The following is a 26,298-nucleotide window of genomic DNA, read 5'->3' as shown; positions in this document are numbered from 1 at the left end:
CGTTATGAATATGATCTAAATCAATTTCCCCAATGAGTATGTCCTTTATTTACGATTTATTCAAAAAAGTAACTGGAGATATACTAATCAACTAATATTAAGAAATGTTTATATAACAAGGAGAAATGATTTCGCGTTCATTTCCAGGAAGAACAGGATTTGACCTTCAGGCATCGCTATGCCTAAATATTGCTGTCGCCCGCGGTTGACGGGTAAACATCAAGGATCATTTGCGTGACACAGGTTACGAGTATGCGAAGACGACATAAATTTAATAATCGTATGACCCGCATTATTCTGCTCATCAGTTTTCTCTTCCTTTTTGGCCGTTTTGTCTATTCTGCCATCGGTGCCTGGTACCATCATCAGGACAAAGTAGAAGCACAGCAAAGTAGCCTGTCCGTGGACAATACTAGCCGGTAACGTCTCACTTCAAAACATTGATATTCTAACCGCCATACAGGTGGTCGATGCCTCACGCCTGAAGGTTGTGAAATGAGCGCGGATGGCATCCTATACTCTAACGATACGCAGTGAAGTGCACAGAATAAATTTGTGACAAGGAGAGAGTAGATGATACATGTCTTTGGCCATATCAATCCCGATAGCGATACCGTCTGCACTGCGTACATGGCTGCGCGCTGGCTGACGATTAAAGGGCGAAATGCCCAGGCGTTTCGTCTCGGTGAGTTAAACAGAGAAACAAACTATATATTCCGCCATGCAGGCCTGACGCCTCCGCCGCTGCTTGATGATTCCCTTGCTGGCAAAGATGTCTGGCTGGTTGATTTCACCGAACCCGCGCAAGGGCCAGCCTCACTCAATGAAAGCAATGTTGTCGGGATTATCGACCATCACCGTCTTGGCGGCCTGATCACTCAACTCCCTCCTGAAGTGTGGATAAAACCTGTCGGCAGCAGTGCGACATTGTTATGGCAACTGATGACTCCGACCACTCGCCATGAGATTTCCCCCAGCGAAGCCATTTTGCTATTGGGAGCCGCGTTGAGTGATACCGTCGCACTTCGCTCGCCGACGACCACTGATGAAGACCGCCAGGCCGTAGATGAGCTGTGCTCTCTCGCCACAGTGGATCGTGAAGATTTCACTCGTAATTTGCTGACCGCCAAGACAGATATTGTCGGTTTGAACGCAGACGAACTGTTGAATAAAGACAGTAAAATGTTTGATATTTCAGGGAATAAAGTACTGGTCGCACAACTCGAATTGTATTCTCTGGACCAGGCAGAACCGCTTATCGATGAGCTTAAATCAGCGATGGAACAGCGGGTCACAACTTCGGAAGCTGGCCTGGTGGTTTTGATGCTGACCGATATCAGCGCTGAGTGCTCAAGGCTCTACTTTGCAGGCCCCGCACTTACCGATAACGCTCCCTGCACCATCGCCGGGATGTTAAGTCGCAAAAAACAATTACTTCCCTGGCTGCATGCGCGGCTCGGTTAAATTGCACCATAAAAAAAGCCCATTAAAAAATGGGCTTTGATACAGATACTGAAACGACAGTTGTTAGTGTTTCCTAACGACGGGTTATTCCCACTCGATAGTCGCTGGCGGTTTGCCAGAAATATCGTAAACCACACGGGAAATACCGTTAACTTCGTTGATAATGCGGTTGGAAACACGGCCAAGGAAATCGTATGGCAGGTGCGCCCAATGCGCGGTCATAAAGTCGATGGTTTCAACTGCACGCAGTGAGACAACCCAATCGTATTTACGGCCATCGCCCATCACGCCAACAGAGCGTACCGGCAAGAACACGGTAAATGCCTGGCTGACTTTGTTGTAGAGATCCGCTTTATGCAGTTCTTCAATAAAGATCGCATCAGCACGACGCAGCAGGTCGCAATACTCTTTCTTCACTTCACCCAGCACGCGCACGCCTAAACCTGGACCCGGGAACGGGTGGCGGTAAAGCATGTCATATGGCAGACCCAGTTCCAGGCCAATTTTGCGCACTTCGTCTTTGAACAGTTCACGCAGCGGCTCAACCAGACCCATCTTCATCTCTTTCGGCAAGCCGCCCACGTTGTGGTGAGATTTGATGACGTGTGCTTTACCGGTCGCAGAAGCAGCAGATTCAATAACGTCAGGATAAATGGTGCCCTGCGCCAACCACTTCACGTCTTCCAGTTTCAGTGCTTCTTCATCGAACACTTCAACAAACACGCGGCCAATGATTTTACGTTTCGCTTCCGGATCGTTCTCACCCGCCAACGCAGACAGGAAACGTTCTTCGCCTTTAACGTGAATGATGTTCAGACCGAAGTGATCGCCAAACATATCCATCACTTGTTCAGCTTCGTTCAAGCGCAGCAGGCCGTTATCAACGAATACACAAGTCAGACGGTCGCCAATCGCGCGGTGCAGCAGCATTGCGGTAACGGAAGAATCCACGCCACCTGACAAGCCCAGAATCACTTTGTCATTGCCCACTTGTTCACGCAGGCGAACAATCGCGTCTTCGATGATTTTTGCCGGAGTCCACAGAGCTTCGCAACCGCAGATATCCAGAACAAAACGTTCCAGCAAACGCTGGCCCTGACGGGTATGGGTCACTTCCGGGTGGAACTGCACACCATAGAAACGTTTTTCTTCGTTCGCCATAATCGCGAACGGGCATGTTTCGGTGCTGGCAACGGTCACGAAGTCAGAAGGGATCGCGGTGACTTTATCGCCGTGGCTCATCCAGACATCGAGCAGTGGTTTGCCATCTGCACTCAGGGAATCTTCGATACCGCGAACCAGTGCGCTGTCTGTTTTAACTTCGACCTGCGCGTAACCAAATTCACGTTCGTTAGAACCCTCAACGTGGCCGCCAAGCTGCATCGCCATGGTCTGCATGCCATAGCACACGCCAAATACTGGCACACCTGCGGTGAAGACATATTCAGGCGCACGTGGGCTGTTATGTTCAGTGGTACTTTCCGGACCACCAGAAAGGATGATACCGCTTGGGTTGAAATCACGAATCTGTGCTTCAGTGACATCCCATGCCCACAGCTCACAGTAAACACCCAATTCACGCACACGGCGCGCAACGAGTTGAGTGTACTGAGAACCGAAATCAAGGATAAGTATGCGATGTTTATGGATATTTTCCGTCATTGAGGCTAATTCCGAGGCAAGTGAAACAAAATAAAAACACCCGGCATAAAGCCGGGCGCAGAAATTTTAAGAACCCATACGGTAGTTCGGGGACTCTTTAGTAATCGTCACATCGTGAACGTGACTTTCCTGAATGCCCGCACCGCTGATGCGTACAAATTCCGCTTTAGTACGCAGCTCGTCGATAGTACCACAGCCGGTCAGACCCATGCAGGAGCGCAGGCCACCCATTTGCTGGTGAACGATCTCTTTCAGGTGGCCTTTGTAAGCCACGCGGCCTTCGATACCTTCCGGCACCAGTTTGTCCGCTGCGTTGTCAGTCTGGAAGTAACGGTCTGAAGAACCTTTAGACATCGCGCCCAGGGAACCCATACCGCGGTAGGATTTGAAAGAACGGCCCTGGTAAAGTTCGATTTCACCTGGAGATTCTTCAGTCCCTGCCAACATACCGCCAACCATCACCGCAGAAGCGCCTGCTGCGATAGCTTTCGCAATATCGCCGGAGAAACGGATACCACCGTCAGCAATAACCGGGATGCCCGTACCTTCCAGCGCTTCAACTGCGTCAGCAACCGCAGTGATTTGTGGAACGCCCACGCCGGTAACGATACGAGTGGTACAGATGGAGCCAGGACCGATACCGACTTTAACCGCACTCACACCAGCGTCAGCCAGCGCGCGCGCGCCGTTCGCCGTAGCCACGTTGCCGCCAATGATTTGCAGGTCAGGATATTTAGCGCGAGTTTCACGAATACGTTGCAGAACGCCTTCGGAGTGACCGTGAGAGGAGTCAATCAGCAATACATCGACACCAGCGGCTACCAGAGCGTCGATACGCTCTTCGTTGCCCGCACCTGCGCCAACGGCAGCCCCAACACGCAGACGGCCCTGGTCGTCTTTACAGGCGTTAGGTTTGCGTTCTGCTTTCTGGAAGTCTTTTACGGTGATCATGCCCTGCAGGTGGAAGTTGCCATCGACAACCAACGCCTTCTCAACGCGTTTTTCGTGCATTTTAGACAGCACGACATCACGCGCTTCGCCTTCTTTCACGGTAACCAGACGCTCTTTCGGGGTCATGTACACGCTGACAGGCTGGTTTAAGTCAGTGACGAAGCGAACGTCACGACCGGTAATAATACCAACCAGTTCGTTGGCTTCGGTGACAACAGGATAACCTGCGAAACCATTACGTGCGGTGAGTTCTTTAACTTCGTGCAGAGTGGTTGTCGGCAGCACGGTCTGTGGGTCAGTTACAACGCCACTTTCGTGTTTTTTCACGCGTTTGACTTCTTCAGCCTGGCGTTCAATCGACATATTTTTGTGGATGAAACCAAGTCCACCTTCCTGAGCCAAAGAAATGGCCAGACGGGCTTCCGTTACGGTATCCATGGCTGCGGACAGCATAGGGATATTCAAACGAATAGTTTTGGTCAATTGGGTGCTGAGATCGGCCGTGTTAGGCAGAACTGTAGAGTGAGCTGGAACGAGGAGAACGTCATCAAACGTCAGTGCTTCTTTAGCGATTCGTAGCATGGCAATATCTCAACCTGGGGTGAATGAGAACAGATAAAATATTGCCGCGGCATTATACAGAGCGGAATCGATTGCATCCACACTTTTTTAAGAAAACTCCTTGCCAGGGAGAATACGAAAGGTACTATTGACCGAATAACTTGCTGATTTAGAATTTGATCCAGGTCACATGCCAACGATAAATACTCCATCAATTTTTACCGTCAGCCGTCTGAATCAGACGGTTAGAATGCTGCTGGAACAAGAGATGGGGCAAGTCTGGATCAGCGGTGAAATTTCCAACTTCACCCAACCGGCTTCCGGCCACTGGTACTTCACGCTCAAAGACGATACCGCACAAATTCGTGGTGCGATGTTCCGTAACAGCAATCGTCGCGTCACCTTCCGTCCGCAACATGGGCAACAGGTTTTGGTGCGTGCGACTCTGACGCTGTACGAGCCACGCGGTGATTACCAGATTATCGTTGAAAGCATGCAACCGGCGGGCGAAGGTTTGTTGCAGCAGCAATACGAAGAGCTAAAACAACGCCTCACCGCTGAAGGTTTGTTTGAACAAATCCATAAGCAGCCATTACCAACACCGGCGCATAAGGTCGGCGTGATTACTTCAAAAACCGGTGCCGCGCTGCATGATATTTTGCACGTGCTCAAACGCCGCGACCCTTCTCTGCCGGTAATTATTTATCCGACCGCTGTTCAGGGTGCTGATGCGCCGATGCAAATCGTGCGCGCTATTAAGCTGGCAAACGTGCGCAAAGAGTGTGATGTGCTGATTGTCGGGCGCGGCGGTGGTTCTCTGGAAGATTTATGGAGCTTTAACGATGAGCGCGTTGCCAGGGCTATCTTCGCAAGCAAGATCCCGATCGTTAGCGCCGTAGGGCATGAAACTGACGTCACGATCGCCGATTTTGTCGCAGATGTTCGCGCTCCAACTCCTTCAGCCGCAGCGGAAATTGTCAGCCGTAATCAGCTCGAATTACTGCGTCAGTTGCAATCGTCGCAGCAGCGTATGGAAATGGCGATGGATTATTATCTCGCCCAGCGCACGCAGCGCTTCACGCGCTTACAACATCGTCTGCAACAACAACATCCGCAACTGCGCCTGGCTCGCCAACAAACGACGCTTGAACGTTTACAGCAGCGTTTGACCGTGGCGATGGACGCAAAACTGCGCCGCAGTTCGCAACAGCAGCAGCGCATGATGCAGCGTTTGAACCAGCAACAACCACAAGCTCGAATTCATCGCGCCCAGACTCGTTTACAGCAGTTCGAATATCGTTTATCGCAGGTGGTCACGGCGCGTCTTAGCCAGACTCGCCAACGCTTCGGCACGGCTATCGCACAGCTTGAAGCGGTCAGTCCGCTGGCGACACTGGCGCGTGGTTATAGCGTCACAACGGCGACAGACGGCAAAGTGCTGAAGAAAACCAAACAGGTGAATTCTGGGGATACGCTAACAACGCGTCTGGAAGATGGCTGGGTGGAAAGCCAGGTCACCGGCATTACACCGGTGAAGCCTGTACGCAAGCGTAAAACGGCGGCGAAAAGCTAAAACTTATTCGACAACGGGTACGAACTCGACGCGTTTCTTCGAGATCAAACCATGTCCATTCTGGCAAAAATAATCCACCGCACCACACGCTTTTAAAACTTCCAGCGGCTTATGGCAATCCGGGCAGCGAGCCTCAAGACGAAAATCCTGTTTGCAGGCTTCACAGTGCGCGCCTGTATCGGTTGGCTGGAGCGGTTTTTCACACACCGGGCATTTCGTTTCCATAATCTTTCCTGACAACTCTTCGACTATATTTGTCTTTTGATGATAGAGACAAAACCGCCATTAATCATCAATAACACTCCCGATACTGGCTCAATTCGGGCTCTCTGCTGAGGAGGAAAGATGTATCACACAACTCTGGCACATCGCAGTTATCGGTTTGCCTGCCTCAAAGAGTTAATGGCCAAAGCTTCCCCGGCACGTTCCGGAGATAACCTGGCAGGGGTCGCGGCTCAAAGCGCTGAAGAACGCATGGCGGCCAAAATGGCACTGGCTGATGTTCCACTACGTGAAATCCTCGATAACCCGCTAATCCCCTATGAAGAAGATGAAGTCACCCGCCTGATTATTGATACCCATGATAAAAACGCTTTTCAGGCCATCAGCCATTTAACCGTCGGCGATTTTCGTGACTGGCTACTTGATGACACTACAGATACTCAGGCGTTACGTGGGGTCGCAAAAGGCATCACGCCGGAAATGGCGGCAGCGGTCAGTAAATTGATGCGCAACCAGGATTTAATTCTGGCCGCCAGCAAATGCCAGGTCACCACCAGGTTCCGCAATACTATCGGCTTACCCGGGCATCTCAGCGTACGTTTGCAACCCAACCATCCTACCGACGATCTAAAAGGCATCGCCGCCAGCATGCTCGACGGACTGCTTTATGGCGCGGGTGATGCGGTTGTCGGCATTAACCCTGCAAGTGACAGCCTGCCCGTGTTAGAGCGATTGAATGACATGATGGACGACATTATCAGCCGGTTTGCCATTCCAACTCAATCTTGCGTACTGACGCATGTGACCAACACTTTGCAATTGATTGAACGCGGTGCACCTGTAGATCTGGTATTTCAATCAGTCGCCGGAACCGAAGCCGCCAACAGCGGTTTTGGCATAAATCTGGCGCTGTTAAAGGAAGCGCATGACGCGGCGCTGAGTTTGAAGCGCGGCACGATCGGCAATAACGTGATGTACTTCGAAACCGGGCAAGGCAGTTGCCTGTCTTCCAATGCGCATCATGGCGTTGATCAACAAACCTGTGAGGCACGTGCTTACGCGGTGGCGCGCCATTTTAATCCGTTGCTGATTAATAGCGTCGTCGGCTTCATTGGCCCGGAATATTTGTATGATGGTAAACAGATTATTCGTGCCGGTCTGGAGGATCATTTCTGCGGCAAATTGATGGGCTTACCGTTGGGCTGTGATGTCTGTTACACCAATCATGCGCAAGCCGATCAAGATGATATGGATACCCTACTCACGCTCCTGTGTAACGCCGGCCTCACCTTCTTAATCGGTGTGCCGGGTGCAGATGACATTATGCTTAATTATCAAAGCACGTCTTTCCACGATGCGCTTTACGCCCGCCGTTTATTGGGACTGAAACACGCCCCAGAATTTGCACAATGGCTGACGCGCATGCAAATTATTGATACCCATGGGCAGTTACGTCTGACGGGCGCCAGTCACCCCCTGTTAACCGCGCTGCCGCATGGAGTGAGCTTATGAATTCCGATGCCTGGACATTGCTGCGGGAATACACAGACGCCCGTATCGCTCTTGGGCGCAGTGGTGCAAGCCTGCCCACTAAAGAAGTGCTCAACTTTGGCCTTGCTCACGCCCAGGCCAGAGATGCCGTCCATCAGCCTTTTCATAGCGACGTTCTCAGCAATGCATTAAGTGAACTGGGTTTACCGACACTGACGGTCAAGAGTGCGGCACAAGACCGACATATCTATCTTAACCGCCCGGATTTAGGGCGCATATTAAGCGATGAAAGCCGCGAAATGTTGAATACCACCCAGACCCGATGTGACGATCTGTTGATCGTCATTGGTGACGGACTTTCTTCACATGCGGTACACCGTCAGGCTGTTGCGCTGGTTCGCGAGCTGCTGCCGTATATCAACACGCTCGGGCTCACGCTGGCCCCGATTGTCCTGGCGCATCAGTCGCGAGTTGCGCTAGGTGATGACATTGGTGAAATACTTAATTGCAAAGCAGTGGCTATGTTAATTGGCGAACGTCCAGGGCTTTCTTCCCCAGACAGTCTGGGGGTTTATTTAACCTGGAAACCTGAACGTAAACGTCTTGAGTCGGAACGCAACTGTATTTCAAATATCCGGCCTGAAGGTTTGAGCCATACAGCAGCGGCCTTTAAACTGGCCTGGCTTCTTGAACAAGCATTTTCACGCCGCTTAACGGGTGTGAAGTTAAAAGATGAAAGCGATAATCCTGCATTACATCAAACGGTTAAACCACTTCTTAAGTAGTTGTTTTTATCTGGGGTCTGAAAATGAAAAAATTTATTTTACTGGCACTGTCACTTGTTCCACTGGCGTCATTCGCAGCACCTCCGCAGCCTTTCAACTTCAGTTGCGGGCAGACTGGCGGGGTTTATAGCGATGGGAAAGGCGGAGTGTGGGTTGATGGTCACAAAGCCACAATCAAACAGAGCAGCCCAACCTACTGGGAAGCAAGCAGCGGAAAAACAGTTATCAGCATTGGGCGCTCCGCGGAGGGTAACCCAGAAATCTCTTTTACCGGCCCAAACCGGACCCATGGTATTTGTTCTCCTGAAGACGAAGTGAGTTTTGCTCCTGCGGCTGCGAAAAAAACTGAGGATAAATCTGGCCCATCGTTTTCTTGCGCGGCCGTCAGCAAAGGCAGCATGGAAGACCTCATTTGCCAAAGCAAAACCCTTTCTGCTCAGGATCTAAAACTTACCGAGACGTACAAGCAAGCGCTGGCTAAATCCAAAAATAATCCGACGCTTAAAGCTGAACAACGAGGCTGGATTAAAGGGCGCAATGAGTGCTGGAAAGAAGACGATAAAAACGCGTGCCTGGCAGGCTCATATCAGCAACGCATCAGTGAGTTGCAAAGCAAATATGGCGTGAAGTGAAGATTAATTGCGAAATTTAAAGATAAAAAAACCCGGTTAAACCGGGTTTTTTTTGTGGCCAGGATGACTCCTCGCTACGAATTATTTGCTTTTCTTGATGTGTTTGATCAAACGCTTACGTTTACGCATCTGGTTCGGTGTCAGGGTGTTACGTTTGTTGGCAAACGGGTTCTCCCCTTCTTTAAACTGAATACGGATTGGCGTACCCATCACATCCAGCGATTTGCGGAAGTAGTTCATCAAATAGCGCTTGTAGGAATCCGGCAGGTCTTTAACCTGGTTGCCGTGAATCACAACGATTGGCGGGTTATAACCACCGGCATGCGCATATTTCAGCTTAACGCGACGACCACGAACTAACGGCGGCTGGTGATCTTCTGCAGCCATAGTCATGATGCGAGTCAGCAACGCAGTGCTTACGCGACGCGTGGAGCTGTCATAAGCTTCACGAACAGATTCAAACAAGTTACCCACGCCGCTGCCGTGCAGTGCGGAGATAAAGTGCACGCGAGCAAAGTCGATAAAGCCAAGACGGTAGTCCAGGGTCTCTTTAACTTGCTCTCTGACTTCGTTGCTCAGACCGTCCCACTTGTTGACGACAATCACCAGTGAGCGCCCGCTATTCAGGATAAAGCCGAGCAGAGACAAGTCCTGGTCGGAAATACCTTCGCGAGCATCAATCACCAACATAACAACGTTAGCGTCTTCAATCGCTTGCAGGGTTTTGATTACCGAGAATTTCTCAACGGTTTCAGTGATTTTGCCGCGCTTACGCACACCAGCGGTGTCGATAAGAATATATTCACGCTCATCACGTTCCATCGGGATATAGATGCTGTCACGCGTGGTGCCAGGCATGTCATAAACCACTACACGATCTTCACCCAAAATACGGTTGGTAAGCGTTGACTTACCTACGTTTGGACGGCCAACGATAGCCAGTTTGATAGGCAAATCGATAGGATTGAAGGCTTCTTCTTCTTCCTCTTCGATTTCTTCTTCACCTTCAGGAACAATGCCATGCTTAGCATTAAATGCCGCCCAATAGGCTGCATCTTCATCGATTTCTTCTTCTGGTTCGCGCGGGTTAGTTTCGTCAATAAACGGAATCAGCACGTGTTCCAGCAAGGTTGTCACACCGCGACCGTGAGAGGCAGCGATTGGGTGAATTTCACCTAAACCCAGGGAGTAAAAATCAATTACCGCCTGATCGGGGTCCATACCGTCTGTTTTGTTCGCCACCAGGAAGGTTGGCTTCTGACGTGAACGCAAATGCTTAGCGATAGCTTCATCTGCAGGCATCAAGCCTGCACGCGCATCAACCATAAACAGCACGACATCAGCTTCTTCAATCGCTAAAAGCGACTGCGCAGCCATATGTGTTTCAACGCCATCTTCAGTGCCATCAATACCACCGGTATCAATAGCAATAAACTCGCGACCTTCCACTTCAGCACGACCATACTTGCGGTCGCGAGTCAGCCCCGGGAAATCCGCGACCAGCGCATCTCGGGTACGCGTCAAGCGGTTAAACAACGTGGATTTTCCGACATTAGGGCGCCCGACGAGCGCAACCACAGGTACCATGATAAAAGCCTCATTACTCAAAATTCATCATAAAACGACGTCAATTCACGTCGTTTCTAAAAACAGGAAACGGCTCCCGGACTACGGGAACCGTTTCGCTCATGCTATTACGTCAGGTAAGTTTAACGCTTGATAGCGTACAACGTACCATCTTTCGCCTGAATCAACAGTTTGTCGCTGGCAACAACTGGCTCAGTCTGGAACCCAGAGCTGTCCACTTTCTGTTGAGCAACAAAGCGACCATCGTCGGCATTGATCCAGTGCATATAGCCTTCGCTGTCGGCTACAACCAGATAACCGTTGTACAAAACAGGAGAGGTCAGATTACGGTGCAGCAGGTCGCTTTGCGTCCACAGAGTCACGCCGCCATCAGCGTTTAATGCCACAACGCGGTCATTCTGATCGACGAGGAAAATGCGGTTCGCATCCACGATGAAATCGTTCACTGAACCCAGTTCACGTTTCCACATGACCTGACCCGAACGTAAGTCCAGCGCAGTCAGGTTGCCGTTATATGCCAATGCATATACAACACCATTCACGATAACTGGCGTGGTATCAACATCGCTCAGACGGTCGATTTCAGTCGCACCAGTTGCCTGAGAAATACGTTGCTGCCAAATCAGCTGACCTTGTTTCATCAACACTGCGCTGACACGTCCGTTATCGCCACCGACAATAGCTGCACCAAACGCTACTGCTGGAGCTGATTCGCCGCGCAGGGAAAGCGCTGGCATATCCAGGTTTACGGTCCATTTCACCGCACCGTCAGCTTCATCAAATGCCTGGAGCTGGCCGTTGCTGGTGTGAACCAGAACTAAACCGTCGCTCACAACCGGGCGAGAAAGGACTTCGCCAGCCGCTTTGCTTTGCCACGCAATACTACCATCAGAGGTGTTAAGCGCATAAACCTGTGCTTTTTCACTGCCGACGTAAACGTGCGCACCTTCAACCGTTACGCCACCAGAAAGCAGTGCCGGAAGGTTGCTGGAATAGAAATTCGTTTTTTCTGAGAGATCAACGGACCAGACTTCTTTACCGTCGTCCGCGTTTACGGCTTTAACGGTGCCACGGCGGTCAGCGGCATAAACGTTGCCGTCCTGCCACGCTGGGTGCAAATTGGAATAAAAATCACCAATGCCGCTACCAACAGAAGTGCTCCATGTTTTTTCAGGTTCAAACTGGTTTTCAACTGTCGGCAGTGGAGACATTTTAACCACGTCTTCTTCACCGCTAAACAGTGAACAACCGCTGAGCAGCGTCAGAGAAATCAGCCCTGGTACAAGTAGTTTACGCAATTGCATCGGGTCCCTCTTAGCTCGACAAATTATTAATTTTCATCTGCATCATTTCACGCAGGGCTGGAGAAGCATCAGTGTTTGAGCCTTTGCTCCACGCATCGCGTGCACCTTGCTTATCCCCTTTGCTGAGCAGCGCTTCACCGCGCAAATCAGCAACAATCGCTACCCAACCTTCACCTTTAATGCTGTCGAGGGTTTTCAGCGCCGCATCAGATTGCTTCTGTTGAATTTGAACACGCGCCAGACGTGCGTTAATCAACGCCTGCAGGTTTTCATCAGTTGTGTTGGCAAGACCTTGCTGCAGCTGAGCTGCCGCTTTCGCGAGGTCATTGTTATCAGCATACTTCTGCGCTAATTCCAGTGCTGCCAGAGCACCATAAGTATTTTTTGTGCCGGCTGCGAATTTCTCAGCGGCAGCCAGTGTGGCAGGATTATCTGCGCGCACAGCATCTGTCACTGTTTGGTATTCAAGAGAAGAAGCCATTACGCTTTCAGCTTGATGACTGTTCCAGTAACGCCAGCCAACCAGTGCGCCAATACCCAGTACGACACCCACAACCAGCGCTTTGCCATTTTCAGCAAAAAAGCGTTTTACCGCATCAACCTGTTCGTTATCGTTTTCGTAAATTTCCACGCAGTCCTTCTCCTTAACGATTAATCACTGGGGAAATTAACCCAGTAGCGCCTGCAAATGAGCCACCGCGTTGGTTTGTTCAACGGTAGTTTGCTCACCTGTGCGCAGATCCTTCACGACCACCTGACCATTTGCGACTTCTGTTTCACCCAGCACCAGAGCCGCACGAGCGCCCCACTTATCTGCACGGACGAACTGTTTCTTGAAGTTGCCACCGCCATAGTTGGTCATCAGTTTGATAGCTGGGACCTGGTCACGCAATTGCTCGGCTAATAACATTGCCGCAGCTTGCGTTCCCTGACCTGACGATATCAGGTAAATATCGACAACAGATTCTGCTTTAAATTCCGGATTTATAGCCTGAACCAGTAAAACAAGACGTTCAAGGCCCATTGCGAAACCAACTGCCGGTGCTGCACGACCACCTAGCTGCTCGACTAAACCGTCGTAACGGCCGCCAGCACAAACGGTGCCCTGAGAACCAAGACTGCTGGTAACCCATTCGAAAACGGTACGGTTGTAGTAATCCAGGCCGCGCACCAGGCGCTGATTGACGGTATACGCGATACCCGCAGCATCCAGGTACTGACACAGACCTGCGAAGTGTTCACGAGAATCCTCGTCCAGATAATCGCCAAGCGTTGGCGCATCATCTAACAGTGCCTGCACTTCAGGATTTTTGGAATCGAGAACACGCAGTGGATTGCTGTACATACGACGCTGGCAATCTTCATCGAGCTTTTCTTTGTGCTGCTCAAGGAATGCCACTAGCGCATCACGATAGTTAGCGCGTGCTTCCAGCGAACCAATAGAGTTCAGCTCAAGGCTGACGTGCTGGTCAATACCCAGCGCACGCCACCAGCGCGCAGTCAGCATGATCAGTTCAGCATCGATATCTGGCCCTTGCAGACCAAAGACTTCGACACCCAGCTGATTGAACTGGCGGTAACGCCCTTTTTGCGGGCGCTCATGGCGGAACATCGGCCCGATGTACCACAAGCGCTGTTCCTGATTGTACAGAAGACCATGTTCGATACCGGCACGCACGCAGCCCGCGGTGCCTTCAGGACGCAGAGTCAGGCTATCGCCGTTGCGGTCCTCAAAGGTATACATCTCTTTTTCAACCACGTCGGTGACTTCACCGATTGCGCGTTTGAATAACGGGGTCTGCTCTACAATCGGCAAACGGATTTCACTGTAACCGTAGCTGCCGAGCACCTGTTTCAGAATGCCTTCAATGCGCTGCCAGATGGCGGTTTCGCCAGGCAGGTAATCGTTCATGCCGCGGATGGCTTGAATGTTTTTTGCCACGTTTATTCTCTACCGAATTTATACAAAAAATGAACCCGAAATCAGACTGTTTGCGAAAGCGAAACGTCTGGCGGGTTCAATCATACACGGGAAGCCGAATGCTTCCCATGTTTCACACTATTTTTCCAACTGCTGGATACTAATCCGCTGCGATTCATCAAGCATGGACGCCTTGGCACGAATACGCGCTTCAAGCTGCGCAATCATGTTGTCGTTATCCATTCGCTCTTTTTGACGCACACCGTCTTCGTAAAAGCCACTCTTCTTGTTGCCACCCGTCACACCCAAAGTGGAAACCAGCGCTTCACCCGGCCCGTTCACCACACAACCAATAATCGAAACATCCATTGGTGTGATGATATCTTCTAGGCGCTGTTCCAGAGCGTTAACGGTTCCGATTACATCGAATTCCTGGCGCGAGCAGGTTGGGCAGGCGATAAAGTTAATACCGCGAGCGCGAATGCGCAAAGATTTCAGAATATCGAAACCGACCTTAATTTCTTCCACGGGATCAGCAGCTAACGATACGCGCAGCGTGTCACCAATACCTTCAGAAAGCAGTAAGCCCAAACCAATCGCTGATTTAACTGAGCCTGCACGCAGACCGCCTGCTTCGGTAATACCCAGATGCAGCGGCTGATCAATTTGTTTAGCCAGTAAACGGTAAGATTCCACCGCAAGGAAAACATCGGAGGCTTTCACGCTAACTTTGAACTGATCAAAGTTAAGACGATCGAGGTGATCCACATGGCGCATCGCAGACTCTAACAATGCCTGCGGCGTTGGCTCGCCATATTTTTCCTGGAGATCTTTTTCCAGAGAGCCGGCATTTACACCGATGCGGATCGGAATGTTTTTATCCCGGGCGCAATCGACAACCATGCGAATACGCTCTTCGCTGCCAATATTACCTGGGTTGATGCGAAGACAATCGACACCATACTCAGCAACTTTGAGGGCGATACGATAGTCAAAATGGATATCAGCGACCAACGGGATATTGACCTGCTGTTTAATAAGCTTAAAGGCTTCGGCCGCATCCATAGTGGGAACCGATACACGAACGATATCGGCGCCTACTCTTTCTAACGCTTTGATCTGGTTGACAGTGGCTTCAACATCCGTAGTACGGGTGTTGGTCATAGACTGGACGGCGATCGGTGCCCCGTCGCCGATTGGCACATTCCCGACATAGATCCGTTTGGATTTTCTACGTTGAATTGGGGCTTGGTTATGCATTACAAATCTCCACAATTACGCGTCATGCAGGCTGGATTATTCAGCACTTACTGTAAGACGTGCAACCTGGCTAGTTCTGATAAAACGACTCAGATCGACAGGTTTACCCTGGAACTGAATCTGTACTGCCGCCGGAGCACCAATTTTCAACTTATACGGTGCCTGACCGGCTAAATTTAAATTGCCATCTTTACGCTGCATACCGCTGAACAATTTTTTACCCGTCGCATCGGTCACTTCCAGCCAGCAATCAGCATTGAAGTTCATGACTAATGCATTAGGGTCAGCCGCAGGAGTGGTTACCGCAGCCTGGTCGGTTGGCAGAGCTGTATTGGGTGCCGGTGGCGTCGTTGTCTGAGCATTATCAACTGGAGCCTGGCTTGGTGCTACCACAGCGGAAGAGTCCGCCGGGGTAGTTTGTTGAGCCGTTGCTGCCGCAGCCTGACTTTGCGCTGGATCAGTTGCAGAAGTCGATTGCGGTGCTGGGGTCTGCACAGGTTGCTGTGCAGAGGTATCAGCAGTGGACGAATCGCTGGTAGTCAATGGAACTGACTGGGAGTTACTGTTGCTGGCAGAAAGTTCAGCTGAAGATTGATCAGCCATTGTCGAGATTTCTTCCTGCGCTGCCTTATGGTTTTGCCACCACCAGGCCCCGGTCAGACCGACAACAACAAACAACACGAGCCAGGTAAAGCTCATCAGCCAGCCGTCACGTTTCTTACGGCGTTTCCCCAGAGAAAAACTTTGCATCGGAGCGACTTTCGCCGCTCTGACTGGTGCTTGTTTTTCCATCATTGGCAACAGTTCTTCTTCCGGAATACGCACCAGACGTGCATAGGACCGGATATAACCACGCAGGAAGGTCGATGCTAATTCAGCTGGCGCCTTGTCATCTTCAATATCCCGAACGGTGGAAACTTTCAGGCACAGGCGTTCTGCCACGGCTTGTTGGCTAAGACCGAGTTCTTCACGGGCAACACGTAAACGTTCACCCGTGGTTTTTGCTGCATTTGATTCGTGAGTGGCTTCAGTATTCATTAGCTACAACTGCTGGAACTGTTCGATTGAGGAATTAGGCAGGAGCCTTGTCGCACAGCATTTCCGCTACGCCACAACTCCCGCTCCGCGAAACAAATTTGTGTTCTGAAGGCAACACCTTCAGACAACATAACATTTAGTTCAAACAACTTGTTCACTTAAACGAACCGCTTAACCTGAACAACTTCATCACTGATAAGTTAACCATAGACAGCATTTGTAATGTTGTCAGCGGATTGCGACTGTGATGGCTTAAATAGATGCGCCTAAACTATTGTTGTACCGCTACATACTGCCTTAAAAGGCAGTGAAACGCACCGTAATTATTAATCTTAAAGACACTCGCGAAACTTGCATAACTGCAAGATATCACTATGTGTTTTTTGTGCCACGCAGCAATTCAACCGCGTGGCACGAGTCTGATTTAAACGAACGCTAATCAGACTGCTTTAACATCAATAGGTTCACCTTGCATACGTTTACGTAACGTACGCTTGGTGCGGTCAATAACTTCACCCGCCAACTGACCGCATGCTGCGTCAATATCATCACCGCGAGTCTTACGCACGATGGTCGTAAAGCCATAACTCATCAATACTTTTGAGAAACGGTCGATACGGCTATTGGAGCTACGGCCATACGGTGCGCCCGGGAACGGGTTCCATGGGATCAAGTTGATTTTACATGGCGTATCTTTCAGGCATTCTGCCAGTTGATGCGCATGATCAGTACCATCGTTAACGTGATCCAGCAGAACGTATTCTACGGTGACACGGCCCTGGTTGGCGTTGGATTTCTCCAGATAACGTCGAACCGCAGCCAGGAAAGTCTCGATGTTGTACTTTTTGTTGATTGGCATGATTTCGTCACGAATATCATCGGTCGGAGCATGTAGAGAAATGGCCAATGCCACATCAATCATGTCGCCCAATTTATCGAGCGCAGGAACCACACCAGAAGTAGAAAGCGTTACGCGACGTTTGGATAAACCAAAACCGAAATCATCAAGCATGATTTCCATCGCCGGAACCACGTTGTTCAGGTTAAGCAAAGGCTCACCCATGCCCATCATCACCACGTTGGTGATAGGACGAACGCCGGTTTTCTTTTGCGCACCGATAATTTTCGCCGCACGCCAGACCTGACCGATGATTTCAGAAACACGCAGGTTACGGTTAAAGCCCTGCTGAGCCGTAGAACAGAATTTGCATTCCAGAGCACAACCCACTTGTGAAGAAACACACAGTGTGGCGCGGTCTTCTTCCGGGATATACACGGTTTCTACCAGCTGATCGGCAATCCTGATAGCCCATTTAATGGTGCCATCAGCAGAACGTTGTTCTTCAGCGACTTCCGGTGCACGGATCTCAGCAACTTCTTTGAGTTTGTTACGCAGAACTTTGTTGATGTCAGTCATATCATCGAAGTCATCACTGCAATAGTGATACATCCATTTCATGACCTGATCGGCGCGGAATGGTTTTTCGCCCATTTCAGCGAAGAACTCACGCAGTTGCTGGCGGTTTAGATCCAACAGGTTAATTTTTTCTGACTTGTTGGAAACGACTGAAACGGGTGTCTCAGGATTGACAATTTGCTCTGACATATTTTCTTCCGGCCTCGTTGTTACACGTTACGGCCCCAGGTGGGTTAAAAAAAGATACGCCCCGGAGAGCAGGCTCGTCCGGGGCGCAGCATTGTACAAATTCTATGGCACAGATGCCATGACTGAAAGCGAAGTACATACAAATAAAATGTAACTGTCGCTTAACAGTTAATGCTTATTAGCGAGTACGCGGGCAAACTTCGCCTTCAGCGAAGAAATAAGCAATTTCACGAGCCGCTGACTCTACAGAATCAGAACCGTGTGTGCCATTCTCGGTGAAGCTATCAGCGTAATCTGCACGCAGAGTCCCAGCCAGTGCGTTCGCTGGGTTAGTTGCACCCAGAATATCACGGTGACGCTGAACGGCATTTTCGCCTTCCAGTACGCTAACCATGATCGGACCGGAAGTCATGAACGCAACCAGGCCATCAAAGAAAGGTTTGCCTTCGTGCTCAGCGTAGAACCCCTGAGCCTGCTCAGAAGTCAGGTGCAGCATTTTTGCGCCAACAATCTTAAACCCTGCGGATTCAAAACGAGCATAAATGTTACCAATAACGTTTTTTGCCACCGCGTTTGGTTTGATGATGGAAAAAGTACGTTCAATAGCCATGATTACCTCTGTGTCTGTTCTGTTTGCCCGGTCCCTGATGGGATAACCGGTTATGATTTGGCGCCGATTATAATGAGCAAGTCTCGCATTGCCTATGGATGCAGATAACATTTTTTTAAAATAAGATGAATGTCAGCAACATTTTCAATGCGAAAGCCTAAAAATTAGGCTATTAGCTCATTGCAAAGTGAAATGAGCGGCAGCTATCTGCCCCGCCTCATCAAGAGCTAAAACCTGATACGCCCCCGGTTTATCCAGATCCAACGCGATTCCATTGCTATTGTCACCCACCGGCTCGCCATTCAAAAACCACCAGCGATTTCCTTGCCCACCTTGAGCGCTAAGACGAAGCGCTAAGCGTAATTCTCCAGGTAGACGCTTCAAAATAGCGCCCTCACGAACCCCTAACAACAATAAAGGCGTAACTTCATCTTTCTGCTGTGGGGGACATTGCTCAGACAATGCCGGTAAACGTGCGGCCCTGCTTTCACTTGCGGGCAGCCACGGCTCTAGCGGCAACGGCCACAAAGAGATAATTTGTTGTTTCGCGCCCGGGCAATCAGCAGCTACCTGTCTACCGTTATCATCCAACCAGACAACCTTTCTTGCGCCCTGCACGCCTTCTTGTCCCGGCGCTTCAAGCGTGGGCGGTTGGCTATTATCCAGCAACCAACTGGTTAATCTGCGTCGGCAATTGTTGTCTCCGGCAGCCAGATTTTGCCCACCCGGCCAACAAATTTGCCCTTCAGAAACGGAGGCAGGACGAGGATCAACCGGCAGACGCGCCTTCTGCACGGCGGAACTGGCTTGCAGCAAATTGTTCACCTGGTTTAACAGCGGAATTGCACTGCCCGTTCCGAACTGCCCTGCAACCGGCGTGCTGTCCGGGCGTCCGGTCCATATACCAATCAGATAGCGAGGATTGATCCCGATAGCCCACGCATCGCGGTAGCCATAACTGGTACCCGTTTTCCATGCCAGCGGCACGACAGCTGGTAATGTTGCGTCCGGTTGCGGTTGTGCTTCACCAGCCATAACTCGACGAATAATCCAGGCCGCTCCGGCAGACATCAATGGCCGTTCTACGAGTGGTTGTCCGGGCTGCAAGCGCAACTGTGCGGCACGGCCATGGCGTGCAAAGGCGCTATATGCTGCAACAATCTGATCCAGACGAGCACCGCCACCACCCAGAATCAACGAAAGATTAGGTTCACTTCCCGCCGGAAAACGCAGTTCCAGGCCGACATTACGCAACTGCGCAGCAAAACGTTTTGGACCATACGCCTCAAGAACCTGAACAGCAGGAAGATTAAGCGAGCGCACTAACGCTTCGCTCATGCTGACCGGGCCATGAAAGCCAGTGTCAAAATTTCCAGGGCGATAATCGCCAAAGCGCCGGGGAACATCCTGTAACAACGACGTGGGGTGAATCAGGCCATCGTCCAGCGCAAGAGCATAGGCAAAGGGTTTCAATACCGAGCCGGGTGAGCGAATGGCCGTCACCATATCTACATGCCCGAAACGGCTTTGATCATTAATATCAACCGAGCCAACCCAACCGCGAACTTCCATTGTAGTGTGGTCAACGACCAGTATCGCGAGTGAGGAGCGAGGAGGAAGCTGCGCTTTCCAGTTCAGAGCCAGTTCTTCGAGTTGGCGCTGCAACGGCGCATCGAGCGTGGTCGTTATTTTCTGCGCTTTGCTGCGGCTCACCAGATAACGCGAAAGCAATGGCGCCAGCTGTGGCATCTGTCTTGGTGCCAGCCAGACCGGCTCTTCAAGGGATTCTTTTACCTGCTGCGGCTCCCAGACGGCTTGCTCCGCCATGCGCATCAGGACTTTATTACGCGCGGCTTGTGCTCTTTCGGGCCAACGATCAGGGCGCAAACGACTAGGCGCTTGCGGCAACACTGCCAATAAAGCGGCTTCTGCATAACTCAACTGCTGCGGGGATTTCCCAAGGTACACCCAACTGGCTGCCCCCACGCCCTGCAACGTACCGCCAAAAGGGGCTCGATTCAGATAAAGCGTGAGGATTTGTTCTTTTGAGAGATACCACTCAAGTTGCAACGCTCGCCATACCTGCCGAACTTTGCCACCCAATGTTCGAGGATGCGGATCAAGCAAACGAGCCACTTGCATGGTCAACGTGCTGCCGCCAGAAATCACTTTACCACTGAGAAGATCCTGCCAGGCAGCACGAATTATCGACAGCAGATTGATCCCCGGATGATCCCAAAACCAGCGATCCTCATAATTGATCAAGGCTTCGAGGTAACGGGGGGAAACATCGCTAACGGTGACGGGATAGCGCCAGATGCCATTCTCATCGGCAAAGCGCCACAGCGGAGTGCCATCCGCCGCGACCACAACTCGCGCTGGATTTGCCTGAGAAAGCGGTAGCGGCCAAAGCCTGTCCGCCAGCCAAATACCCAGCAATAAAATGAGTGGCAGCACCACGAATAGATAGCGGTGCCGCCAGCGTAAAGGCTTTCGCACTTTGTTTAGCCTGTTACGGATGTATAGTCAGCATGCCGGTGCTGGCACCCGTTGCCCGCCATTGCGGCACATACATCGATTCAACTTGTGATACAGGAACATGGTAGGTTCCCGGTGTGACAGCGCGAGCAAGGTAAACCAGGGTCGCATGTTGGCTTTCGTTAAGCGGCAATGCGGCAACAAAGCGATCGTCACGGAATTCCATATGTTGAATGTCAGCCTGCTGCATCTGATTCAGTAAACCCTGAACCTGATTATCACTATCACTCAGGCTGGCACTGCTTTCAGAAAGGTTCTGGTTTTCGAGTTCAAGACCTGCTGGTAACAGATCAACAACTAACGCATCCGGCACATTTTTATCTGCCCAAACATCCAGCCAGACCATCACCAGCTCGCCACTTTTCAGTTCAGACAATGATTTACGATTGCCTTTTGCATCCAGGAACTGACGCTCAATATGCAAAACGTTGCTATAAGGTGCTGGAGCCTGCTGTGGATAACCCACACTGTCTAAACGCAGGTATAAATTACCCACACCGGTGTTAGTAACCTGCAACCCTGCGAGCTGCTCGGCATTCAGATTACGCGTGATGGACTGCGTGCCCGCCAGCGGCTCAGCAATAAATGACACCTGCGATTGCCAGTCTCCTTTCGCTGTTTGCCAGTTACGACCTGCCAGGAACAGCGCGTTACTTTCCTGAGTTGAAAGCCAGCGTTGGCTGTATGCGAGATTAGAAAGCTCCATCAGCAACTGATTTTGCTGCTCTGGCAGCAATTTGTTCTCTTCCAGAAGACTCAACTCCATGGCTTTATCACGCAGTTCGCTGCCGTAGTCAGCCATCCAGATACGATCGTCGCTACGATTGGTTTTCAGTCCTAAAGTGATAGCCTGGTCACCACGTGGCGCATCGCCCATCAATTTCAGCGCCACACCCAGTTGCACTAGAGGTAAGCCAGCACGCGCCCTGTCATGGCGTGACCAAAGTTCACGAAGCGCGCCTAATGGTGCTTTTTGCTGACGAGCAAGCACTTGCCCGGCATAAGCCTGCACCGCGAATTTACTGGCAGCAGCATCATCGCTGTAACGCAGCGCAATAAGCCCCGAATCCTGAAGATAACGCAGCAGGCGCTGGTTAGCTTTGTTCAGGGAATCGGTATTTACGCTGTATCCTTGCTCACTGGCACGCACAAGGAAATCAGTAACATAAGCGGTTAACCAGTATTCCTCCGGCCCCTCTTTATCCCACAGGCCAAAACTACCGTCGTCACGTTGCATATCCAACAGACGCGAGATTCCCAGATCGATTGCAGCGCGGCGCTGGTCATCAGTGGTTCCTTTGATTCCCAGAGACGCTAACTGTGCCTGATTGGTATAAAGCGATGGGAAAAGCCCGCTGGTTGTTTGTTCAAGGCAGCCATATGGATACGCTTTAAGTTCACGGATATAGCGTGCCAGGTTCAGCGGCGGACGCCCACTGAGCAGTACTTGTCCTTCAAGTGTTGCGGGAGCTAATCCTGAAATATGCTGCGGCGGAATATCCCATACTTCGCCCGGAGCCAGCACTGCACCGCTATTGATATTTTGTGCCGGGAAAGGAGGACGAACCCCGAGTTTCCATTGTTTCTGAATAGCTGGCAGCGTTTCACCTGGCAGATTAAGGCCGCTGATTTGCGCCTCTAGCTGACCATCACCAAATCCCTGCAACCCACGCACCGAAATAAACAGCGTTTTACGCGCACCGGGAAGCAGTTGCACCGTCTGCGACGGTGCAGAATCAAGAGCAATCAGGCCACTGGCGCTGAGGTTGATACTCAATTGCTGTGGTTTATCGGTCAGGTTAGTGAGATCCATCGCTAAGCGACTGGTATCCCCACTCGCCATAAAGCGCGGAGCTGCAAGCTCAGTCACCAGTGGTGCGGCGACGACGACTTTATCTTCGCTATTGCCAAAACGATCGTCGGTCCAGGCTTGAGCCATCACGCGCAGTTCCCCATTAAAATCGCCAATTGGCAGGGAGACAGTCCCTTCGCCTTTATCGTTCAATTGCACCGGTTGAGCTTGCTGAGCAATGATAGTGACATGATTTACCGGCTTTTTACCGCCACGGCTGAGTTCATCACCTTCGTCGCCACTACCACCAAAGCGCAATGCAGCCAAACGCCCTTCACCTTCAATTACCTGGCCATAGATATCGTACAAATCCGCGCCGTAACGCTTACGACCAAAGAAAGCGTCCCATGGATCAGGTGTTTTGTAGTCGGTAATATTCAGCACACCGCTATCAACGGCTGAAACCAGCACGTTAATTTGCTTCGGCATGACGCCATTAATCGCCTTAGTTTTGACTTTCACCGTCAGGTTTTGGTTGGGACGCATTTTGGCCGGAGCGTCTAGCTCGAGCGCCAGGCGGCGGCTTTCATCCCCTAGCGGCAGATGTAAAATCCCCACAGCGCGTTTCGGCGTTGCAGCGCGGTTTTTATCACCCGGGCGAATGACCAGCGTGCTCAAATACAAGTCATGGCGCTGCCAGTTTTTGTCGACTGGGATTTCAATATCCAGCCCTTTTTCTGGCACATCAATTTCCTTCCACCATAACGGACCATCGCTGGACTCCACCATCGCGTAGCCTTTACCTGCTGCGGGAGCAGAGATATGCAGATTGATAGTGTCGCCTGCTTTGTAGCTCGGCTTGTCAATTTTCAACGTGACGCGGTCAGGACGGACAGCACCTTCCCCGTCGCTATTATCTTGCCAGCTGTAACCTGCCCAGAAACGGATACTGCTTATGATATCGTTTTCGGTGTCGCGCACTTCAAGACGGTAAGAGCCCCACTCCACCGGGAAGGCTACTTTGCCTGTTTCACCAGCCGCGAGATCCAGTTTTTGTTCCGCTTCTACTAAATCTTTTTGGTCATACTGCGACTGCCAGCCTTGCCCCTCTTCCCAACTCCAGAAGTAATCGCGACGTTCGCGAATTAGCCGGACATCAAGGCCAGAAACCGCCAGTTTTTCACCTTTTGCATTGGCATAGACAATGTCAAAACCCGCGTTGGTATCTTCGTCGACGATCGGTTGAGTGCGGGTGCTATCGGTGCGGTAATCGTATATTTCTTTACTGGCAAACTGAGGGCGAATACCAGGCAGCGTTTCGGCAGGCCAGATTGCTTGCTCAGCACGTCGCGTGACCGGGCGACCACCGGACTCCAGCAAACTTGCTTGCAGCACCAGCTTTAACGGCGAATGAACATCAGACCATTGGCTGTCTGTACTGACTGTTGTTTTACCTTGCTCATCAAGCTGAAGTTGGACTTCATCCAGGTTACGGGTGAGGTTTTCTTCGTTTATGTCACCAAACTGGAATCCCGGTAAACCCGTCACTGCTTCACGCAATGGACGTAAGAACAGCTGACCTTGTAGATTATTCCCGGAGGCTGGAGCGCCATATAAATAACGCCCGGCAATCTGGAAGCTAACGGATTCATCAGGGCTGGCAGGTTGTTTCTGGCTTGTGATGTTGAGCGCCATACGCTCAGGCATGAAGTCTTCGACTTTAAATGTCCAGATACGTGGCTGGTTGTCACCCGTATTCACACGGACTTGCCAGTTGCCGGTCTGGACATCTTGATTCAATGGATAGCTAAACTGATACAGGCCATTTTCAGGTTTCCAGACTTGCGTTCTGGCAACCTGGCCGTCAGGTTTTACCACTTCCAGTTTTACAGGTTGCTCAGGAAGGACTTTACCATCGCTGTCACGCAGCAAGGCATTCACCAACACTGTTTCGCCCGGACGATACAAATCACGAGGACCAAACATAAAGAACTGTTTGCTAAAGCCAGTCTCACCGGCAATGTTAAATTCAGCCAGGTCTAGCGCCGGGCGGCTCAAATCAAGCATTGTGGTTTGCTCAGCGGTACGCGCCAGCAATAACGTCCCTTTATCAGTTTTTTCAAGCGTGGCATGGCCATCACCGTCGCTCTTAGCTTGAGCCACGGTTTGCCCTTTCTCATTGAGCAATGTGATTTCTACACTGGATTGTGACGCCCCGTTTTCCAGGCTCTGCGTAAACACATCCAAACGGTCGTGGTAACGGTGTGCCGAGATGCCAATGTCGCTCAGGGTGAACAACGTTGCCGCATTGCTGTAACTGTAATGCCCAGCCTGATTCATGATGGCGATATAGACACCAGGCGCTTGCAGCGGCTTAATTTCGCCTAACGGCAAGAGGTGTTTTTCTCGGGTATTGCGAGCGGGGTTGAGATCAAACCGCCCCGTGTACACCAGGTCTGCAAGCTTGAGTAAATTATCAGACTCCCAGTTAGACACGGAATTTCGGTACTGCCACTGGCTGATAAAGGAGCCCAATGATTCACTTTTGATACGGTAGAAATTGACGTCAATTTTATCAACGTTTAGCGCCATCACAGGTAAACCGGCGATCACCTTAGTGGGCAGTAAGGAGCCGCGGCTGGCAAAACCAACGCTCGGCTGAATATCACGGGTTGAGATTTTCTTCTCAAAATTCCTGTCGAAGGTCGCTTTATTTAAGGCAATTAGCCCGCTATCAACCGTAAGTATTAATTCACGCTTGGGTTCAAGATGGCGCAGACGTAATTCTTTGAGGTCTGTGGAAAGCTCCCAGGCCCCATCGACTTTGCCACTGGTTTTATCCACCAAATGCGCCACGCGTGAGAAATCCTGGTTGGGGTCTAACGGAATAGAAAATGTGAGAACCAGCGTGCTTGCGCCATCGAGTTGTACTTCCGAAGCGTCCAGCAAGTTCAGCGGTTTGCCCGCAGAATTCTTCGCCAGCTTTTCAAGTTGAGAGGCATCTGGTTTTGCCGCTTTTTCAACAGGTTGTTGGGTCGAGGAATGACCTTGATCCACCGCCTGCGGTTTATCGTTATTATCGCACCCAGAAAGAGACAGTGCAGCCAGCAGAGTCGCAGCCAGCGCGCCCAGACGTATTATTCTCATGCTTTATCCCTGGCCAATATGGCCCATTAGTCCATCCAGTATTACTTCTATTATGCGGGTACATTAAAAAAACGAAAGTATGAAGATTCTGCATTGCGGTATTTCTCGCAAAGGAAAAGATTATTTTTGCAACGCTTTCACTCCGCGTTCGGTT

At 50.8% G+C, this 26,298-nt stretch carries 19 protein-coding genes; 6 read left to right on the top strand and 13 right to left on the bottom strand.

Translation table 11 applies throughout. From position 1 onward, the window contains the following. The first annotated feature begins 234 nt into the window (after positions 1-234). Together M2371_RS00395 and M2371_RS00390 are read left to right on the top strand one after the other, a co-directional pair. Positions 235-423, top strand: coding sequence for a YfgG family protein (locus M2371_RS00395; RefSeq protein ID WP_072011191.1), 189 nt, complete (start codon positions 235-237; stop codon positions 421-423). 150 nt (positions 424-573) lie between these two features. Further along, the gene (locus tag M2371_RS00390) at positions 574-1,464 is read left to right on the top strand and encodes a manganese-dependent inorganic pyrophosphatase (protein ID WP_259266614.1); all 891 of its coding nucleotides are present in this window, start codon (positions 574-576) and stop codon (positions 1,462-1,464) included. Positions 1,465-1,548: 84 nt separating this feature from the next. Here M2371_RS00390 and guaA read toward each other — a convergent pair whose 3' ends face one another. Both guaA and guaB read right to left on the bottom strand, forming a co-directional pair. Beyond that, complete coding sequence (gene guaA, locus M2371_RS00385) at positions 1,549-3,126, bottom strand: glutamine-hydrolyzing GMP synthase (protein ID WP_034497631.1); 1,578 nt, start codon at positions 3,124-3,126, stop codon at positions 1,549-1,551. A 66-nt stretch (positions 3,127-3,192) separates the two neighbouring features. Next, positions 3,193-4,659 carry an IMP dehydrogenase gene (gene guaB / locus M2371_RS00380; RefSeq protein WP_034497634.1) on the bottom strand — a complete coding sequence of 489 codons (1,467 nt, stop codon included), beginning with the start codon at positions 4,657-4,659 and terminating at the stop codon, positions 3,193-3,195. Between the two features lie 169 nt (positions 4,660-4,828). On the opposite strand from guaB, the gene xseA reads away from it, so the two are divergent. Beyond that, a complete protein-coding gene (gene xseA, locus M2371_RS00375; protein ID WP_259266613.1) occupies positions 4,829-6,211 on the top strand; it encodes an exodeoxyribonuclease VII large subunit in 1,383 nt (460 codons plus the stop codon). Between the two features lie 3 nt (positions 6,212-6,214). On the opposite strand, the gene M2371_RS00370 is transcribed toward xseA, so the two are convergent. Further along, positions 6,215-6,436: a zinc ribbon domain-containing protein gene (locus M2371_RS00370; RefSeq protein ID WP_259266612.1), complete on the bottom strand. Its 222-nt coding sequence runs from the start codon at positions 6,434-6,436 to the stop codon at positions 6,215-6,217. Between the two features lie 120 nt (positions 6,437-6,556). On the opposite strand from M2371_RS00370, the gene M2371_RS00365 reads away from it, so the two are divergent. The 3 genes from M2371_RS00365 to M2371_RS00355 are packed head-to-tail and all read left to right on the top strand — an operon-like array spanning position 6,557 to position 9,341. Then, on the top strand, positions 6,557-7,945 hold the full coding sequence (locus M2371_RS00365; RefSeq protein WP_259266611.1) for an ethanolamine ammonia-lyase subunit EutB: 1,389 nt from the start codon (positions 6,557-6,559) through the stop codon (positions 7,943-7,945). After that, entirely contained in the window at positions 7,942-8,709 is a 768-nt protein-coding gene (eutC, locus tag M2371_RS00360) for an ethanolamine ammonia-lyase subunit EutC (RefSeq protein WP_259266610.1), read from the top strand. The genes M2371_RS00365 and eutC overlap by 4 nt, the downstream gene beginning before the upstream one ends. A gap of 23 nt (positions 8,710-8,732) precedes the next feature. After that, the gene (locus M2371_RS00355) at positions 8,733-9,341 is read left to right on the top strand and encodes a lysozyme inhibitor LprI family protein (RefSeq protein ID WP_259266609.1); all 609 of its coding nucleotides are present in this window, start codon (positions 8,733-8,735) and stop codon (positions 9,339-9,341) included. A gap of 81 nt (positions 9,342-9,422) precedes the next feature. Here M2371_RS00355 and der read toward each other — a convergent pair whose 3' ends face one another. From der to M2371_RS00305, 10 genes are all read right to left on the bottom strand, one after another. Then, positions 9,423-10,928 (bottom strand): ribosome biogenesis GTPase Der, encoded by a 1,506-nt coding sequence (der, locus tag M2371_RS00350; protein WP_115627603.1) that lies wholly within the window; start codon positions 10,926-10,928, stop codon positions 9,423-9,425. Between the two features lie 122 nt (positions 10,929-11,050). Next, a complete protein-coding gene (bamB, locus tag M2371_RS00345; protein ID WP_034497664.1) occupies positions 11,051-12,232 on the bottom strand; it encodes an outer membrane protein assembly factor BamB in 1,182 nt (393 codons plus the stop codon). A 10-nt stretch (positions 12,233-12,242) separates the two neighbouring features. Further along, on the bottom strand, positions 12,243-12,863 hold the full coding sequence (locus M2371_RS00340) for a YfgM family protein (RefSeq protein WP_034497666.1): 621 nt from the start codon (positions 12,861-12,863) through the stop codon (positions 12,243-12,245). Positions 12,864-12,899: 36 nt separating this feature from the next. Continuing rightward, positions 12,900-14,174, bottom strand: coding sequence for a histidine--tRNA ligase (gene hisS, locus M2371_RS00335; RefSeq protein ID WP_172893480.1), 1,275 nt, complete (start codon positions 14,172-14,174; stop codon positions 12,900-12,902). 117 nt (positions 14,175-14,291) lie between these two features. Further along, entirely contained in the window at positions 14,292-15,413 is a 1,122-nt protein-coding gene (gene ispG / locus M2371_RS00330; protein WP_172893479.1) for a flavodoxin-dependent (E)-4-hydroxy-3-methylbut-2-enyl-diphosphate synthase, read from the bottom strand. Between the two features lie 36 nt (positions 15,414-15,449). Next, the gene (gene rodZ, locus M2371_RS00325) at positions 15,450-16,451 is read right to left on the bottom strand and encodes a cytoskeleton protein RodZ (RefSeq protein WP_115627598.1); all 1,002 of its coding nucleotides are present in this window, start codon (positions 16,449-16,451) and stop codon (positions 15,450-15,452) included. A 439-nt stretch (positions 16,452-16,890) separates the two neighbouring features. Further along, positions 16,891-18,057, bottom strand: coding sequence for a bifunctional tRNA (adenosine(37)-C2)-methyltransferase TrmG/ribosomal RNA large subunit methyltransferase RlmN (locus M2371_RS00320; RefSeq protein ID WP_034497676.1), 1,167 nt, complete (start codon positions 18,055-18,057; stop codon positions 16,891-16,893). A gap of 178 nt (positions 18,058-18,235) precedes the next feature. Next, positions 18,236-18,667, bottom strand: coding sequence for a nucleoside-diphosphate kinase (gene ndk, locus M2371_RS00315; RefSeq protein ID WP_034459186.1), 432 nt, complete (start codon positions 18,665-18,667; stop codon positions 18,236-18,238). A 177-nt stretch (positions 18,668-18,844) separates the two neighbouring features. Next, positions 18,845-21,127, bottom strand: coding sequence for a peptidoglycan glycosyltransferase PbpC (gene pbpC / locus M2371_RS00310; protein ID WP_404979377.1), 2,283 nt, complete (start codon positions 21,125-21,127; stop codon positions 18,845-18,847). A 52-nt stretch (positions 21,128-21,179) separates the two neighbouring features. Continuing rightward, positions 21,180-26,144 carry an alpha-2-macroglobulin gene (locus tag M2371_RS00305; RefSeq protein ID WP_259266608.1) on the bottom strand — a complete coding sequence of 1,655 codons (4,965 nt, stop codon included), beginning with the start codon at positions 26,142-26,144 and terminating at the stop codon, positions 21,180-21,182. Positions 26,145-26,298: the final 154 nt, after the last annotated feature.

The organism is Buttiauxella sp. BIGb0471, assembly GCF_024807715.1.
GTDB lineage: Bacteria > Pseudomonadota > Gammaproteobacteria > Enterobacterales > Enterobacteriaceae > Buttiauxella > Buttiauxella agrestis.
This window is presented reverse-complemented; position numbering and strand designations above follow the sequence as displayed.

Bases quoted from the DNA above. Each gene is read 5' to 3' on its own strand.
- M2371_RS00390 (WP_259266614.1), top strand. From the start codon at position 574: ATGATACATGTCTTTGGCCATATCAATCCCGATAGCGATACCGTCTGC.
- guaA (WP_034497631.1), bottom strand. From the start codon at position 3,126: ATGACGGAAAATATCCATAAACATCGCATACTTATCCTTGATTTCGGT.
- guaB (WP_034497634.1), bottom strand. From the start codon at position 4,659: ATGCTACGAATCGCTAAAGAAGCACTGACGTTTGATGACGTTCTCCTC.
- xseA (WP_259266613.1), top strand. From the start codon at position 4,829: ATGCCAACGATAAATACTCCATCAATTTTTACCGTCAGCCGTCTGAAT.
- M2371_RS00370 (WP_259266612.1), bottom strand. From the start codon at position 6,436: ATGGAAACGAAATGCCCGGTGTGTGAAAAACCGCTCCAGCCAACCGAT.
- M2371_RS00365 (WP_259266611.1), top strand. From the start codon at position 6,557: ATGTATCACACAACTCTGGCACATCGCAGTTATCGGTTTGCCTGCCTC.
- eutC (WP_259266610.1), top strand. From the start codon at position 7,942: ATGAATTCCGATGCCTGGACATTGCTGCGGGAATACACAGACGCCCGT.
- M2371_RS00355 (WP_259266609.1), top strand. From the start codon at position 8,733: ATGAAAAAATTTATTTTACTGGCACTGTCACTTGTTCCACTGGCGTCA.
- der (WP_115627603.1), bottom strand. From the start codon at position 10,928: ATGGTACCTGTGGTTGCGCTCGTCGGGCGCCCTAATGTCGGAAAATCC.
- bamB (WP_034497664.1), bottom strand. From the start codon at position 12,232: ATGCAATTGCGTAAACTACTTGTACCAGGGCTGATTTCTCTGACGCTG.
- ispG (WP_172893479.1), bottom strand. From the start codon at position 15,413: ATGCATAACCAAGCCCCAATTCAACGTAGAAAATCCAAACGGATCTAT.
- rodZ (WP_115627598.1), bottom strand. From the start codon at position 16,451: ATGAATACTGAAGCCACTCACGAATCAAATGCAGCAAAAACCACGGGT.
- M2371_RS00320 (WP_034497676.1), bottom strand. From the start codon at position 18,057: ATGTCAGAGCAAATTGTCAATCCTGAGACACCCGTTTCAGTCGTTTCC.
- ndk (WP_034459186.1), bottom strand. From the start codon at position 18,667: ATGGCTATTGAACGTACTTTTTCCATCATCAAACCAAACGCGGTGGCA.
- M2371_RS00305 (WP_259266608.1), bottom strand. From the start codon at position 26,144: ATGAGAATAATACGTCTGGGCGCGCTGGCTGCGACTCTGCTGGCTGCA.